Raw genomic sequence first — 15,655 nt, forward strand, 5'->3', positions numbered from 1 at the left:
CAGGCAGGCAGAAGAGCTCTTACGCGCACTCCGAAGGGAAGACATGCATCGATCACGTGTCCTGAGCGCCGCAGCCGCGGCTCTCCTCCTGGCTGTTTCCCTCGTCGTGGCCGGAATCTCCCCGGCCGGTGCGAAGCCGGGAGGCATCAACGGCGCCGGGCTGCAGCCTGCGATGGGGTGGAGCAGCTGGAGCTTCCTCAGGATGAACCCGACCGCCGCCACGGTCGAGGCACAGGCCAAGGCGATGGTGAGCAGCGGCCTGGCCAAGGCCGGCTTTCAATACGTCAACCTTGACGACTTCTACTACACCTACCCGGCGGACAACCCGAAGACGACCGGAATGAACACTGACGGGTACGGGCGCTGGGTGACCGATCCGGCCAAGTTCCCGCCCGGCCCGGGCGGCGAGGACGGCCTCAAGGTGGTCGCGGACTACGTGCACGGCCTGGGGCTGAAGTTCGGCGTTTATCTGACCCCGGGGATCCCGAAGCAGGCAGTGGTAAACAATGACCCGATCAAGGGCACTCCCTACCACGCCGACGACATCGTGCAAGGCCCGCCGTACTTCACCGAGTACAACTACAACCAGGGGGTGATGTACCGCATCGACTTCACGAAGCCGGGGGCGCAGGAGTACTACGACTCCATCGCGGACAGATTCGCCTCGTGGGGCGCCGACTACCTGAAGTTCGACGGTATCCGGGACGACAACGCACCTGATGTCATCGCCATGTCCAAGGCATTGGAGCAGACGGGCCGCCCCATCGCCTTCGATACGACACAGGGCTCGCAGGACATGGGAATCGTCCCGACCGTGACCAAGTGGGCGACGCAGACGGTGTTCACTCCCGACATCGAGAACAACACCGTAAGCCCCGCCCTGACGAGCTGGGCGAACGTGAAGCTGCGCTTCAACTACGCGGCGGACTACGGTCCCTTCGTCGGCCGCGGCTGGCATCAGGACCTGGACTCGATGGAGGTCGGCGGCGGGGCCGCCGTCGACGGGCTGACCCCCAGTGAACGGATGACCGTCCTGAGCCTGTGGTCGCTGGGTTCATCGGCGTGGGTCCTGGGACCGGACCTGACCAACATCGACTCCTACGATCTGAGTCTGTTGAAGAACACCGACGTCATCGCCGTCGACCAGGACAACATCGGCGCGAAGCGCATCGTGAACGGCGCGACCGAGCAGGTGTTCACGAAGACGGAGCCGGGCGGAGACGCCATCGTCGGCCTGTTCAACACCGGCTCCAAGCCGCAGGTCGTGTCCACCACCGCGTCGGCGGTCGGACTACCCGGCAGGTCCACCGGATACCTGCTGAACAACCTGTGGACCCATGACAAGACCGAGACGGCCGGCGCGATCAGCGCCACCGTCGCGCCGCACGGGGTCGCGCTTTACCGGATCACCCCCGTGCACGACCCGAAGGCGGCTCCGCCGGCGACGACCCTGGACCTCGCCGGCCTGTCCACCCTGGAACCGGGTCAGCGGGTCAGTGCGACCGTCTCGTTCACCGACACCGGCGTCTCACCGGCCCAGCACCCGGACCTGACCCTGTCCGCGCCGCACGGGTGGAAGGTCAGCCGGACCTCCGGCAAGCTGCCCGGCTCGGTGAAAAGCGGGCATACCGTCAAGACGACGTTCAAGGTCGTGGCACCGCGAGCGCCGGCCATTGACCCGCTGACCGCCAGGGCGACCTATCGCTGGCCCGGCCACGCCACGCAGAAACTGAAGCTCACGCAAGACGTACGGGTGGCGCTTCCGGTCAAGGTCAACGAGGTCCAGACGAGCACCACCGCCGCCTCCTCCGACCGGTTCATCGAGCTGTACAACGCCGGCACCGCCCCGGTCGATCTGAGCGGCTGGCCCGTCGTGTACCGCTCCTCGTCGAGCGGCTCGGAGAGCACCGTGGCCACCATCCCGGCAGGCACCACCCTTGCCGGAGGCGGCTACTACCTGCTCGCCGGCTCCGGCTACACCGGAGCGACACCGGCCCAGCAGAACTTCACGAGCAACCTGTCCGCCACCGGCGGCGGGGTCGGTCTGCGCGACACGAGCGGAGCACTGGTCGACAGCGTCGGCTGGGGCACCGCCACCAACGCGCTGGTGGAGAACTGCGCGGCACCGGCTCCCCCGTCCACGGCCCCGCCGGGCTCGAGCATCATCCGGCAGCCGAACGGGCGGGACACCGATTCCGGCTGTGACGACTTCGCAGCCACCTCCACCGCGACGCCAGGCGCGTCGAACCACTCCTAACCGCAGCATCCGAGCGTCTGGGAGCGCAGCCGTGCGCTGCGCTCCCAGACCGGCTCGACACCGTCGGTTCCTTTTACGGGAAGGGCACCCGGCTCACCTACACACTGGCGGCCACCGGCCCGCGATCACCGTGGATCACGCGGGCTAGCGCTGCAGCGTCAGCAGACCCGGACGCCACGGCAGTTGGTCGTACGGACCGCTGGCGCTGGGGGACTTGCCCTGGTAGAGGAGCTGAAGGTTGCAGGGATCGATGGTCATGGTCTGGTCGGGGTTGCCGCGGACCAGGTCACCGTGGCTGATGTCATTGGTCCAGGAGGCTCCGCTGTTCGCCTTGCCCGCGAACGGGTTGCTCTCGCTACTGGCCTGCGGAGTCCACGAACCGCTCAGGCTGGAGGCCGTGAACGAGCGGAAGTACCGCCCGTTCGCACCCATCGCCTCAACGATCATCAGGTACTGGTTCTGCCCCTGGACCTTGTAGACCTGGACGGCCTCGAACAGGTTGGCCGTCGAGTCGCTCATCACCGTCGTGTACGACGAGCCGAAGTTTCCCGGGAAGTTCCCGATCGGCATGCTCGCCCGGTAGATCTTGCCGTTGTCGCCGGCGAAGAACAGGTACATGTTCGAACCGTCACCGATCAGCGTCTGGTCGATCGGGCCGGTACCGGAACCCGAGATGCTCCCGGTGAACAGCGCCTGCGGTGAGGACCAGCCGTTCGGGTTGGTCGGGTCACTCGACGTCCGGTAGATGAAGGGCCACGCACCCCACTGGTACGCCAGCACCCAGATGTTCTTGGGCGCGAAGTAGAACAGCGTGGGCGCCACCGCGGCCTGACTCATCCCGGTCTGGCCGGCCGAGGCCATGTCGGACCAGTTCGTGAACGGGCTGAAGGCCATCGAACCGTACGACGACCCCGACACGTTCGACGCGTAGACCAGGTGCTTGCCGTTGTAGACGACGTTGGTGAAGTCCTTGAGCGAGACCCACCCGTTCTTCGGCGTCGCCAGCACACCCGTCGACGTCCAGCGGTACGACGAGGGAAGAGAGCACGTCGAGCCGCCGCCCCCGCTGCCGCCCCCCGACAGGCCGGTCCACTGCTGGTTGGAACCTCCGTTACAACTCCAGAGGTCCACCGCGGTGCCGTTGGCCGTACCGGCGCCTGTCGCGTCCAGGCACAGCCCCGACTCCACGCCGACCACCGTGCCGTCGGAGTTCACGCGCCACTGCTGGTTGCTGCCACCGTTGCAGGTCCAGATCTGCACCCGGGTGCCGGCGGCGGTCGCGTGGTTCGGCACATCCAGGCACTTGCTGCCGTACACGGTCAGCTGGCCACCGCTGGTCGAGGTCCACTGCTGGTTCGAGCCGCCATGGCAGTCATAGAGCTGCAGGTAGGTGCCGTCGGTCTGGCTCTGACCCAGCACGTCCAGACACCGGCTGGAACCGACGCCGCGCAGGGCACCGGTGACGTCGGCCCGAGCCGGGGTGGCCATCAGGGTGGCCGCGAGGACGACCGAGGCGGTGGCCAGCGCCGAAGTCAGCGCGCGGCGCCCCTTCCTGATACGTGCTCTGCACATAGGGACCTCTTCCCGGGTCAACTGCGGGACCACTTCTGGTTGCTGCCGCCCGAGCAGGAGTACAGCTGGATCTGGGTGCCGTTGCCGGTGCCCTGGCCGACGGCGTCCAGGCACAGTCCGGACTGGACGCCGACGATGGTTCCGTCGGAGTTGACGCGCCATTTCTGGTTGTCGCCGCCGTGACAGGAGTAGATCTGCACCTTGACGCCGTTGCCGGTGCCGGCGGCGTCCAGGCACTTGTTGCCGTACACCTGGAGCTCACTGGCGGAGGTGGCGGCCCACTGCTGGTTGCTGTTGCCGTTGCAGTCCCACAACTGCACCTGAATGCCATCGGTCGTGCTCGCGTTCGGCACGTCCAGGCAGCGGCCGGAGGCGACGCCCTTGATCGGTCCGGTGCCTTCGGTCGGGGTCGGGGTCGGGGTCGGAGTCGGCGTGGAGGATGACCCGCCGGCGTTGAGGGCGTTGAGCACGGAGGTGTAGGCGGACTTCTTGTTGCCGTTGCCGTCGAAGAGGAGCGGCGTGTCGCCGGACCGCCAGGAGTCGCTGTCCCGTACGCCCCACACCGTCATGCCGACGCAGCGCGAGACGGCCAGGCAGTCGTTGGTCACGTTGGCGTAGGTCGTGGCCGAGGCCCCCTGGACGTCCAGCTCGGTGATGGCCACGTCGACGCCGAGGGCGGCGAAGCTCTGCAGGGTGGTGCGGAAGTTGCTGGTGTACGGACTGCCGCTGTTGAAGTGGGACTGGAAGCCGACGCAGTCGATCGGGACGCCGCGGGACTTGAAGTCCTTGACCATGTTGTAGACGCCCTGGGTCTTGGCGGCGCTCCAGTTCTCGATGTTGTAGTCGTTGTAGCAGAGCTTGACGTTCGGGTCGGCCGCCCGCGCGGTGCGGAAGGCGACCTCGATCCAGTCGTTGCCGGTCCGCTGCAGGTTCGAGTCGCGCCGGCCTCCGGAACCGCCGTCGGCGAAGGCCTCGTTCACCACGTCCCAGTAGGCGAGCTTGCCCTTGTAGTGGGCCATCACGCCGTTGATGTGGTTGATCATCGCCTGGCGCAGCGCGCTGCCGCTGAGGCTCTGCATCCAGCCGGGCTGCTGGGAGTGCCAGGCCAGGGTGTGGCCGCGGACCCGCATTCCGTGCTGCACGGCCCAGTTGTAGACCTGGTCGCCGCCGCTGAAGTTGAACTGGCCCTGCTGGGGCTCGGTGGCGTCGATCTTCATCTCGTTCTCGGGCGTCACCATGTTGAACTCGCGGCCCGCGATCGTGGTGTACGCCGAGTCGCCGAGCCGGCCGGAGGCGATGGCGGTGCCGAAGTACCGCCCGCTCTGCGCGGCCGCCGCGCCGAGCGTGCTCGCCGCGGCGTTGGAAGGAACCGCCACCGCCAGTGCGACGGTCGTCGCCCCGACGGCGCCGAGGGCGAGGGCGACCAGGGCCCGGCGGAAACGGCTGACGGATGGTCGGGTTCTGGGCGAGAGTGTTTCTTTGGTGCTCACTCCTGAGCCTCCATAACTGAAGCGCGGGAATTGTCGGAAGCGCGGGGAAACCCCGCGGAATCGACGCCGCGTCCCTTTACCGGGAACGCACACCACCAAGGCATCGCCAGTCGGTGGACCTTGCCACGCCTGGCAGGCCCAACCGCCTCGGGGCCTCAGTGTGAGTAACACCTGTAAAACGTGTCAAGACTTTCGAAAACATTTCGAGTAATGATCATGATTCGCGTACGTCATCTCCTCCCTCTAATGGGCGGGTACGCCACCGAAAACTTTCGATGATCTCTTACCGAGCAAAGGGCGCCATGAAAGTTTTCATGCCCGGCCAGGCGTCCACGCGGATAACACCAGCTGAGCCGGGGTCGGCTCCGTCGCGTTTTTCACGATACGCATCGGGCGCTTGACAGACCTCTCCGGCTCATATTTGCTCCAGCGCACCACCACCTTCGACCGGCCCCCTGAAGAAAGGACCTCAATCGACCGTCCGAATCGTCAGCGATGACATTCCGCCTACGGTGCCCGAGGTCGCGTCCGGCGCTCCGATCAAACGTGAGCGCCGGTGGCGACAACGACGACGCGGCCGTGGGCGACCCCCTACTAAAGACCCACCCCTGGCCGATGTGCAGCCCGGCCACGGCTCCAACGGCCGTCACCGACCTCTGTGGTCAATACACCTAGAGTTCGCGGTATTCGAAATAGGCGAAGTCGGCGGTGGTCGTGCTGGGCTCTCCGTTGCTGCTGGCGTACATGCCGAGGTAGGCGCCGGTGAACGACCCCGCCGGCTCGTGGCCCAGGACACGGCCGTCGGCCGGTGCGCCGAACTCCGCGCCGTCCAGACGGAACCGGTACTCCTGGTCGTGGGCCTCGACACCGATCCGGATGCGGCCACCCGCGATCGGCCGGTCGGCGAGGAGCTCGTCGGTCCCTTCGGCGCGACGTATCAGCCGGGCCGTGCCGAGCGAGATCTCACACCGGAGCTGGAACGCGTCGTTCTGCAGCAGGACCAGGCCGGCGCATTCGTTGCCGGACGCGGGCGTGAAGTCCAGGGCGGTGTACGCGGCGAAGTGCGCGTGCTGCTGGCGCCGGGCGATCAGACTCGGGCAGGCGCGTTCGGTCAGGGTCTCGGGTCGCAGGCGCAGCCTGAGCCGGCCGGGCGTCAGGTCCCAGAACCGCTCGCGCGGCGTGCGGAGCTGGTTCCAGCACGGGCGGAGTCCGGGTTCGTCGAAGGTGTCGCAGGCGGACTCGGCGGGCCAGCGGTGTTCGGGCAGGGCGGGACGTGTCTCCGCCTCCCGTACGCCGGGGATGACCGGCCAGCCGTCCGCCCAGCCGACGGGGGTCAGGAAGGTCTCCCGGCCCAGGTTGAGACCAGGTCTGATGGCCAGCAGCACCGCCCACCAGTCGCCGTCGGCGGTCTGGATCAGGTCGGCGTGGCCCGTGGAGCCGATCGGATGGTCCGCGCCGAGATGGCGGTGGGTGAGCACCGGGTTGCGCGGGTTCCCCTCGTACGGCCCGGTGACGTCGGCCGAGCGGGCGACGCTGACCGCGTGGTCGAGGGCGGTCCCGCCCTCGGCGGCGAGCAGGTGATAGGACTCGCCGATCCGGTAGAGGTGCGGTCCCTCGGCCCAGGTCGCGTCCCGGAGCGCTCCGTTCCAGATGACGTGCTCGGGACCGACGAGCGTCAGTGTGGCCAGGTCCAGCTCTCGTAGCCAGACCTCGGTGTGCCCGGAGGCGTCCGCCGGCCGGGTGGCGTGGAACCAGACTCGGCCGTCGTCGAACAGCAGCGACGGGTCGAAGCTCGACGGCTCGCCCAGCCAGTGCGGCGCCGACCAGGGCCCGGCCGGGTCGGTGGCCGTCGCGATGAAGTTGCCGGTCTCCGCGGTCCCGTACATCAGTGTGCAGACGACGTAGTAGGTGCCGTCGTGGTGCCGGATCGTGGGGGCGTACAGGCCGCCGGAGGCACGGACGCCGTCCAGCGGCAGCTGTTCGGGCCGGTCCAGCACATGGCCGAGCGGTCGCCAGTGCACGAGGTCGCGGCTGTGGAACACGGGCAGCCCGGGGAACCATTCGAAGCTGGAGGTGACCAGGTAGAAGTCCGGCCCGACCCGGCAGATCGACGGGTCGGGGTGTGAGCCGGGCAGGATCGGGTTGCGGAACTCGGTCAGCACGGCGTGATCTCCACGGGTACGGTCAGCACCCGGTCGGTGCCGAGCTCGCGGACCGGGCCCTCCAGGGTGGTCGACCCGCGCAGCGGAAGGTCGGCGCTGGACCGGCCCACGCCGACCACGATCTCCCCCGGCTCGACGATGCGTCTCAGGTCGCGACCCGTGAACGAGGTGCGGTCGGCGTGCACGGCGAACTCCACCCGGGCGGCCTGTCCGGGCTCCAGCGCGACCCGTGCCCAGCCGGCCAGCCAGCGAAGCGGCCGTACGACCGAGGCGACCGGGTCGGAGAGGTAGAGCTGCACGACCTCGGTCGCGGCGTGCTCACCGGTGTTGCGTACGGTCGCGGCGACCGTGATGGTCCCGTCGGTAGACGCGCCCGTGGACACCGTCAGCTCGGAGTAGTCGAAGGTGGTCCAGGTCAGCCCGTGGCCGAAGGGGAACAGCGGCGCCGCGTCCACCGCGCTCCACTGCGAGCCCAGCCCGGCGGGCGGTTGCAGGTACGTGCCAGGCTGACCGCCGGCGTCCCCCGGCATGCTGAGCGGCAACCGCCCGGAGGGCGTGACCCGTCCGGTGAGCACCCCGGCGATCGCCGGCGCGCCCTCTTCGCCGGGGAAGAACGTCTGGACGATCGCCGCGGCCCGTCCGGCGATGCCACCGAGCGCGTACGGCCGGCCGGTGACCAGTACGACCACGGTCGGCGTTCCGGTGGCCAGCACGGCGTGGGCCAGTTCGGCCTGCCGCCCGGGCAGCTCGAGGGTCGTCGCGTCGCAGCCCTCGCCCGAGGTGCCACGGCCGAACAGTCCGGCCCGGTCGCCGAGCGCCAGCACGCAGACGTCGGCCTCGCGAGCTGCGGCCACCGCGCCCGCGATGTCCTCGTCGGTGACCAGGACGTCGGTGCCGGCCGCCACGGTGAGCCCGGGCAGCTCGGCGCCCAGCGCCCCGGCCAGTGAGGGGATCCGTACGCCGATGGGCAGGTCCGGGCGCCGCGTGCCCACGTGGTTGGGGAAGGAGTAGCAGCCGAGCATGGCACGCGGCTCGTCGGCCAGCGGACCGGTCAGCGCGACCCGGGCGGCGCGCAGCGGCAGGGTGCCGTCGTTGGCGAGCAGCACCACCGACTCCTCGGCGATCCGCCGGGCCAGATCCCGGCCGGCGGGCGGGTCGAGCTCCACCTCCTCCTCCTCTGGTTCCGGAACTCCCTCGTCCAGCAGGCCGAGTTCGGCCTTCAGCGTGAGGACCCGCCGTACCGACCGGTCCAGGAGCTCCATCGGCACCTCGCCGGACTCCACCAGGGCGGTCAGGGGCTCGCCGTAGCAGCGGGTGGTGGGCAGCTCGACGTCCACGCCGGCGTGCAGCGCGAGCGCGGCGGCCTCGGCCTGGGACCCGGCGACCGCGTGCATACCCTCCAGCAACGAGATGCCGTAGTAGTCGGCGACGACCACGCCGGTGAAACCGAGCCGCTCGCGCAGCAGCCCGGTGAGCAGCGCGGCGTCGGAGTGCGCGGGGATCCCGTCCACGTCGGCGTAGGACGGCATCACGGCGCGGGCCCCGCTCTCCCGCAGCGCCATGACGAACGGCTCGGCCACGATGTCGGCGAACTCGCGCGCGCCGAGCGCGGCCGGGGCCATGTTGCGACCGGCCCGCGAGGACGCGTAACCGGCGAAGTGCTTCAGTGTGGCGACGATCCCCGAGCGTTCGAGCCCACGGGCGTAGGCCGCGCCGATCACGCCGACGAGCTGAGGATCCTCGCCGATCGCCTCCTCCGTACGGCCCCAGCGGTAGTCCCGCACCACGTCGAGCACCGGCGCCAGGCCCTGGTGCAGGCCGAGCCGCCGCATCGTGGTGCCGATGAAACCGGCCATCTCCTCGACGAGGCCCTGGTCGAAGGTGGCGCCCCAGGCCGGCGGCGAGGGGAAGAGGGTCGCGGTCCACGTCATCAGCCCGGTGAGGCACTCCTCGTGCGCGATCGCCGGGATGCCGAACCGATTGCCCGCGGCCACCTGCTGCTGCAGCTCGCGCAGCCGGGCGGCCCCGTCGGCCGGGCTGATCGGCGCGGTGCCGAAGACCCGGGTGAGCTGGCCCAGACCGTTGGTCAGCATGCCCTCCAAAGGCGGCGGATCGCCGAGGTCGTCCGGCTGCGGCGCCACCTGCTCTCCGGGGCGCGCCGACTCGGCCCAGAACGATGCCAACTGGCCGATCTTCTCCGCCACCGTCATCCGGGTCATCAGGTCCGCGGCCCGTACGGCGGCCGGCTGCACCGGGTCCCGCCAGATTCCTGTCAGGTCCTGCTGGAGTGCTTCGGCCATGGGGGATCGCTCTCCCGTCTCTGGGTCTCGAAAGGATCAGGCCGACGGCTTCGAACGATATCGCAAACTTTCGAACTGTCTAGAAGCTGGCTTGACCTCCTGGAAAAGCAGGCCCGGCGAGAAAAGTCGGTGGAGGTGTTGACCCTCCTTTACCACGCTTTTAGAGTACGGCAGCACGGCATAGTTTTCGATACTTTTCGAAATGTATCGCTGCCGTTCATCCATTCTGAGGAGATCCGATGGGCGAGCAATCCCTCTCGCGCCGCACCTTCCTGTCCGCGACGGCAACGGCCGGCCTCACCGCGCCGCTCCTCAGCGCCTGTGGCGGCAGCAGCAAGAAATCCTCGAACGGCAAGGTCACCGTCGAGTGGTGGAACATCTCGACCACCGAGCCGGCGAAGACCCAGTTCGCGAACGCGGCCAAGACGTTCATGGCTCAGAACCCCAACGTCACGCTCAAGCTCGTCACCCTCGAGAACGAGGCGTACAAGTCCAAGATGACCGCGCTCACGGCCTCGGGGAAGCTGCCCGACATCTTCCACACCTGGGGTGGAGGTGTGTTGAAGCAGCAGGTCGACGCGGGACTGGTCAAGAACCTCACCTCCGGCATCGCCCCCTGGTCGGGGACCTTAAGCAAGCTCTCGCTGCAGCCGTACCAGTTCGGCGGGCAGACCTACGCGGTTCCGTGGGACATCGGCATGGTGGGCTTCTGGTACAACAAGGCGCTGTTCCGCAGGGCCGGGATCACGACGCCCCCCGCGACCTGGACGGACTATCTCGAAGCGGTGAAGAGGCTGAAGGCGGCCGGGATCACTCCGATCGCCGTCGCGGGCAAGGACAAGTGGCCCGAGATGTACTACTGGGCCTACCTGGTCATGCGCGTCGGCGGCATCGCGGCGCTCAAGCAGGCCGAGACCAGCAAGGACTTCAGCGGGCCTCCGTTCGTCGCGGCCGGCGAGCACCTCAAGGAGCTGACCGCGCTCTCGCCGTTCCAGCAGGGATACCTCGGGGCGGGATTCGACGCGCCCGGGGGCGAGGCCGCCACGATGGGCAACGGCAAGGCGGGCATGGAGCTGATGGGCCAGTGGGCGCCCTCCGTCCAGGCGGCCACCGGCAAGGGCCTCGGCAAGGACCTCGGCTTCTTCCTGTTCCCGACGGTCGAGGGCGGCCAGGGCGTGGCCACCGAGGTGTTCGGCGGCGGCGGCGCGCACGCCCTCCGCAAGGGCGCGCCCAAAGAGGCCGTCGACGTGCTCAAGTTCTTCTCCTCCCTGGACGAGGCCAAGAAGCTCGTGTCCTCCGGTGCCGCGATGCCGGTGGTCGCCGGATCCGAGTCCGCCCTGACCGACCCGAACAAGCAGGTGGTCGCCAAGTCGCTGGCCGGTGCCACCGGCTTCCAGCTCTTCTTGGACCAGGCGTTCCCGCCGGCCGTGGGGCAGGAGGTCAACGACAGCGTCGCCGCGCTGGTCGAGGGGAAGAAGACACCGCAGCAGGTCGCCCAGGCGATCACGCAGACGGCGAAGAGCCAGTGACCCTCGCCGCCACCCGTCCCGTGGACGTGGCGGCGGCGTCCGCCCCCACCCCGTCACGCGGACGTCGCAACCTCCGTACGTGGGCGACGATCGTCTCGTTCCTGCTTCCCGCGTTGGTGCTGTTCGGCTCGCTGGTGCTGATCCCGATCGGCGTGGCGCTCTACCTCAGCATGTTCAAGTGGGGCGGCTTCGGGCCTCCGACCGACTTCGTGGGGCTGGACAACTTCACCCGGATGTTCCAGGACAGCGTCTTTCTCGGCGATCTTTGGCGCGGGTTCCTGCTGATCCTGTTCTCCGTCGGGATCCAGCTGCCGTTCGCGCTGGCCATGGCCGTGCTGCTCAACCAGAAGTTGCGTGGCCGCGCGATCTACCGCCTGCTGTTCTTCGCCCCGTACGTGCTGTCCGAAGCGATCACCGGCGTCCTGTTCAGCATGCTTCTGCAGCCCGGGGCCGGGCCGGCCGACCACCTGCTCGGCTCCGTCGGGCTGCAGAGCCTCGGCGGGAAGTGGTTCGCCGACGGCTCGACCGTGCTGGTGACGATCTTCCTGGTGATCACCTGGAAGTACTTCGGCTTCCACATGATGCTCTATCTCGCCGGGCTGCAGGGAATCCCGACCGAGGTGCTGGAGGCGGCATCGATCGACGGCGCCGGAGCCTGGCAGCGGTTCCGGCACGTCACCCTGCCGCTGCTCGGACCGACGATCCGGATCAGCGTCTTCCTGTCCGTCATCGGGGCCATCCAGCTGTTCGACCTGGTCTGGGTGATCACACGAGGCGGCCCGACCCACGCCTCGGAGACGATGGCGGTCACGATGTTCCAGTTCGGTTTCAAGCGTTTCGAGGTCGGCTACGCCAGCGCGATCAGCGTCGCGATCCTCGGCATCAGCCTTGTCTTCGCCCTCATCTACCAGCGCTTCGTGATGCGCCGGGACCTCGAAGGAGCCGTGACGAACATGCGAGCCAGGCGATGAGACGGCTTTCTCAGCACGCGATCCTCTGGGTGGTCGGGATCTTCGTCGTCGGCCCGCTCATCTACGGCGTGATCTCCGGCTTCAAGAGCACCGCCCAGCTGTCCGGCAACATGTTCGGGCTGCCCTCCCCCTGGGTCACCTCGAACTACACCGCGGTCCTCGGCTCGGCGGGCTTCTGGCGGCAGATCTTCAGCAGCACGTTGATCGCCGTGGCCACCACGATCATCGCCGTCGGGGTGTCGGCCCTGGCGGCCTTCGTGTTCGCCCGGTTCGCCTTCCGCGGCCGCGAGGTCGTGTTCACGCTGTTCACGATCGGGCTGATGTTCCCGTTCGCGGTGGCGATCCTGCCGCTGTTCGTGCTGCTCCGCAGCTTCGACCTGCTGGACAACCCGCTCGGCGTGATCCTGCCGCAGGCCGCCTTCGCGCTGCCGCTGACCATCATCGTGCTGCGCGGGTTCTTCCGTACGATCCCGGCCGAGCTGGAGGAGGCCGCCATCATCGACGGCTGCAGTGCCTTCGGGTTCTTCTGGCGGGTCCTGCTGCCGATGGCCCGGCCGGCGCTGGGCACGGTCTCGGTGCTGGCGATCGTGACCTCCTGGAACAACTACCTCCTCCCCCTGCTGGTCTTCAACGAACCGAAGTGGTGGACGATCCCGCTCGGCGTGCAGCAGTTCCAGGGCCAGTACGCCGCCGACACCGCCCGCATCCTCGCCTACGTCGTCGCGGCCATGGTGCCCGCGCTCGCCTTCTACTCCGTCGCCGAACGACAGCTCATCGGCGGTCTCACCGCCGGCGCCACCAAAGGCTGATCCCCAGCCGGCCATCCAGGAGGAGCCTCATGTCGCATCGCCCCGTACGGAAACTTCTCGCCGTGCTCGCCGCCGCCACGGTCACGCTCGGCCTGACCACTGGCACCGCATCGGCCCACCGGGTCAAGACCTTAGGCGAGCTCGCCCGGCAGCACGGAAGGTACTTCGGATCGGCCACCGACAACCCCGAGTTCAGCGACGCCGCCTACCTCAAGATCCTCGGCAGCGAGTTCACCTCCATCACCCCCGGCAACGGGATGAAGTGGTACGCCACCGAGCCGCAGCAGGGCGTCTTCGACTGGACGAACGGGGACCAGATCGTGAACTTCGCCCGCCGGCACCACCAGCTGGTCCGGGCGCACACGCTCGTCTGGCACAGCCAGCTCCCGGACTGGCTGACCACCGGTACATGGACCGCCGAGCAGCTACGGGCGATCCTGAAGAAGCACATCACCACCGAGGTCAGGCACTACCGCCGCAAGGTCTACTCCTGGGACGTGGTCAACGAGGCGTTCAACGAGGACGGCACGTACCGCGAGACCCTCTGGTACAACACGCTCGGCCCCGGTTACATCGCCGACGCGCTGCGCTGGGCGCACGAGGCCGACCCGCACGCCAAGCTCTACGTCAACGACTACAACATCGAGGGCATCGGGCCGAAGAGCGACGCCTACTACGACCTGGTCAAGTCGCTCAAGGCCCGGCACGTGCCGATCGACGGCGTCGGCGTGCAGGGCCACCTCGCGCTGCAGTACGGCTATCCCGCGACGCTGGAGGCCAACCTGCGGCGCTTCGCCGGCCTCCGCGTGGACACCGCCATCACCGAGCTGGACATCCGGATGCTCCTGCCGGCCGACGCCGGCAAGCTGGCCACCCAGGCCACCTGGTACGCCGACGTCACCAAGGCGTGCCTGGCCGTACGGCGCTGCGTGGGCATCACGATCTGGGACTACACCGACAAGTACTCCTGGATCCCGGGCTTCTTCCCCGGGGAGGGCGCGGCCCTGCCCTACGACGAGAACCTCCAGCCGAAGCCCGCCTACGACGCGATCCGCGACGCCCTCTCCTCGTGACCGAGGTGCCACTGCTGGACGGTCCGGTCCGGTCCGGTCCGGTCCGGATCCGCGGAGCGCTGGAGCTGGAGCGCACCACGGTGGGGGTGCGACCCCGCCGTCCGGCCGCGCTGGGTGCACCACGGGAGTTCGATCAGCCACTGCTGTGAGGCCGAGGGCCCACTGGGCACCTGGCCGGTGGTGGCCGCCCGGCTGGCCGGTGCGGATCTGCTCAACCTCGGGCTGGCCGGTAACGCCATGGTCGACCACTTCACCGCACGGACGATCCGGGACCGGCCGGCCGACCTGATCAGCCTCAAGCTCGGCATCAACGTGGTCAACGGGGACACCCTGCGGCCACGCACCTCCACTATCTCGACGGCCCCGGACTCTTCGGGTCCATCGATCTCCCTGACGGCCTGCACCCCGACGCCGCCGGCTACCGGCGGATGGGTGAGCGCTTCGCGCCTGTGCTCGGCGCCCATCTCCGGTCCGGCACGGCATGACCGGCTCAGCCGGTGCCCGGACCGGTGAAGGAGTCCGCGGCATCCCCACCACGCCCAACGTCACGGCGGCGGTCGACGCCTGCCGCCGCAGGCCGCGCCCGAAACGGAAGGCTGGTCAGGCGCCGTCGAGGCGGGCGACGCCGCCGAGGAGCCAGTCGGTCTGCGGGCCCTTGACACCGTACTCGGGCCGCCACTGCCAGGGACGGGTGATTCCGGGGTCGGTCAGCTCGAAGCCGTCGAAGAGACCGGTGATCTCCTGCCGTGGGCGGAACACGATCGGGCTCGTGGCGTTCTTGTAGACGTCGACGACCTGATCGACCTCGCCGGCGTCCGGCCCGTCCGTGGTGAGGTGGGACAGCGCGAGGTAGGAGCCCGGCGCCAGACGCTTGCGGAAGGCAGCGAGGATGCCGGCCGGATCCTCACTGTCGCGGATGAAATGGAAGATCGCCATGAACAGCACTGCCACCGGCTGGGAGAAGTCGATCAGCGCACCCAGGTCGACGTTGTCCAGGATCGCGGCCGGATCGCGTATGTCGGCCGTGATCACGGTGGTGGTGGCGTTGGTCGCCAGCAGGGCGCGGCCGTGGGCGAGCACGATCGGGTCGTTGTCGACGTAGACGACGCGAGCCTCGGGCTCGAGGTCCTGAGCGATCTCGTGCACGTTTCCCTGCGTCGGCAGACCCGTGCCGAGGTCGATGAACTGCTTGATCCCCGACTCGGTCAGATAACGGACGGTGCGCTGCAGGAACCGGCGGTTCTCCCACACGATGTCATGGGTCATCACGTCACCGAGGGCGGCGTTGACCTTGGCACCGGCCTCGCGATCGGCCGGGAAGTTGTCCTTGCCTCCGAGGAAGAAGTCATACATCCGCGCTGGTGAGGGCTTAGAGACGTCGAACGAAGGGATCTCGTCGTTGCCAGTGCTCATCGATACCTCAGTAGATATTCGCCGGAATAGCCATCTCCGCGCGTTTTGTTGTCCGAGACCACAAAACTCCGGATCATCC

12 protein-coding genes are annotated in these 15,655 nt (G+C 68.5%); 7 read left to right on the forward strand and 5 right to left on the reverse strand.

Annotated elements, in window-relative coordinates; translation table 11 throughout:
- The first annotated feature begins 43 nt into the window (after nt 1-43).
- On the forward strand, nt 44-2,257 hold the full coding sequence (locus tag FB559_RS38425; protein WP_141962526.1) for a lamin tail domain-containing protein: 2,214 nt from the start codon (nt 44-46) through the stop codon (nt 2,255-2,257).
- A 144-nt stretch (nt 2,258-2,401) separates the two neighbouring features.
- Here FB559_RS38425 and FB559_RS38430 read toward each other — a convergent pair whose 3' ends face one another.
- The 4 genes from FB559_RS38430 to FB559_RS38445 all read right to left on the reverse strand — a co-directional run bounded on the left by FB559_RS38430 (nt 2,402) and on the right by FB559_RS38445 (nt 9,781).
- Nucleotides 2,402-3,829, reverse strand: coding sequence for a non-reducing end alpha-L-arabinofuranosidase family hydrolase (locus tag FB559_RS38430; RefSeq protein WP_141962527.1), 1,428 nt, complete (start codon nt 3,827-3,829; stop codon nt 2,402-2,404).
- 17 nt (nt 3,830-3,846) lie between these two features.
- Nucleotides 3,847-5,319 (reverse strand): endo-1,4-beta-xylanase, encoded by a 1,473-nt coding sequence (locus FB559_RS38435; protein WP_221640648.1) that lies wholly within the window; start codon nt 5,317-5,319, stop codon nt 3,847-3,849.
- Nucleotides 5,320-5,990: 671 nt separating this feature from the next.
- Entirely contained in the window at nt 5,991-7,481 is a 1,491-nt protein-coding gene (locus FB559_RS38440) for a glycoside hydrolase family 43 protein (protein WP_221640649.1), read from the reverse strand.
- On the reverse strand, nt 7,475-9,781 hold the full coding sequence (locus tag FB559_RS38445) for a glycoside hydrolase family 3 N-terminal domain-containing protein (RefSeq protein ID WP_185792675.1): 2,307 nt from the start codon (nt 9,779-9,781) through the stop codon (nt 7,475-7,477). The genes FB559_RS38440 and FB559_RS38445 overlap by 7 nt, the downstream gene beginning before the upstream one ends.
- Before the next feature lie 239 nt (nt 9,782-10,020).
- On the opposite strand from FB559_RS38445, the gene FB559_RS38450 reads away from it, so the two are divergent.
- From FB559_RS38450 to FB559_RS38470, 6 genes are read left to right on the forward strand one after another with little or no spacing between them, the layout of a single operon-like run.
- Nucleotides 10,021-11,310: an extracellular solute-binding protein gene (locus FB559_RS38450; RefSeq protein WP_141962528.1), complete on the forward strand. Its 1,290-nt coding sequence runs from the start codon at nt 10,021-10,023 to the stop codon at nt 11,308-11,310.
- On the forward strand, nt 11,307-12,281 hold the full coding sequence (locus FB559_RS38455) for a carbohydrate ABC transporter permease (RefSeq protein ID WP_246122775.1): 975 nt from the start codon (nt 11,307-11,309) through the stop codon (nt 12,279-12,281). The genes FB559_RS38450 and FB559_RS38455 overlap by 4 nt, the downstream gene beginning before the upstream one ends.
- Nucleotides 12,278-13,090 carry a carbohydrate ABC transporter permease gene (locus tag FB559_RS38460; protein WP_141962529.1) on the forward strand — a complete coding sequence of 271 codons (813 nt, stop codon included), beginning with the start codon at nt 12,278-12,280 and terminating at the stop codon, nt 13,088-13,090. The genes FB559_RS38455 and FB559_RS38460 overlap by 4 nt, the downstream gene beginning before the upstream one ends.
- Nucleotides 13,091-13,119: 29 nt before the next feature.
- Entirely contained in the window at nt 13,120-14,163 is a 1,044-nt protein-coding gene (locus FB559_RS38465) for a glycoside hydrolase family 10 protein (protein WP_141962530.1), read from the forward strand.
- Nucleotides 14,160-14,312 (forward strand): hypothetical protein, encoded by a 153-nt coding sequence (locus FB559_RS44330; RefSeq protein ID WP_185792676.1) that lies wholly within the window; start codon nt 14,160-14,162, stop codon nt 14,310-14,312. Before FB559_RS38465 ends, FB559_RS44330 begins: the two co-directional genes overlap by 4 nt.
- Nucleotides 14,278-14,676, forward strand: coding sequence for an SGNH/GDSL hydrolase family protein (locus FB559_RS38470; protein WP_342781044.1), 399 nt, complete (start codon nt 14,278-14,280; stop codon nt 14,674-14,676). The genes FB559_RS44330 and FB559_RS38470 overlap by 35 nt, the downstream gene beginning before the upstream one ends.
- A gap of 87 nt (nt 14,677-14,763) precedes the next feature.
- On the opposite strand, the gene FB559_RS38475 is transcribed toward FB559_RS38470, so the two are convergent.
- Nucleotides 14,764-15,576: an SAM-dependent methyltransferase gene (locus tag FB559_RS38475; RefSeq protein ID WP_141962531.1), complete on the reverse strand. Its 813-nt coding sequence runs from the start codon at nt 15,574-15,576 to the stop codon at nt 14,764-14,766.
- Nucleotides 15,577-15,655 lie beyond the last annotated feature (79 nt).

Source organism: Actinoallomurus bryophytorum (assembly GCF_006716425.1).
GTDB classification, from domain to species: domain Bacteria; phylum Actinomycetota; class Actinomycetes; order Streptosporangiales; family Streptosporangiaceae; genus Actinoallomurus; species Actinoallomurus bryophytorum.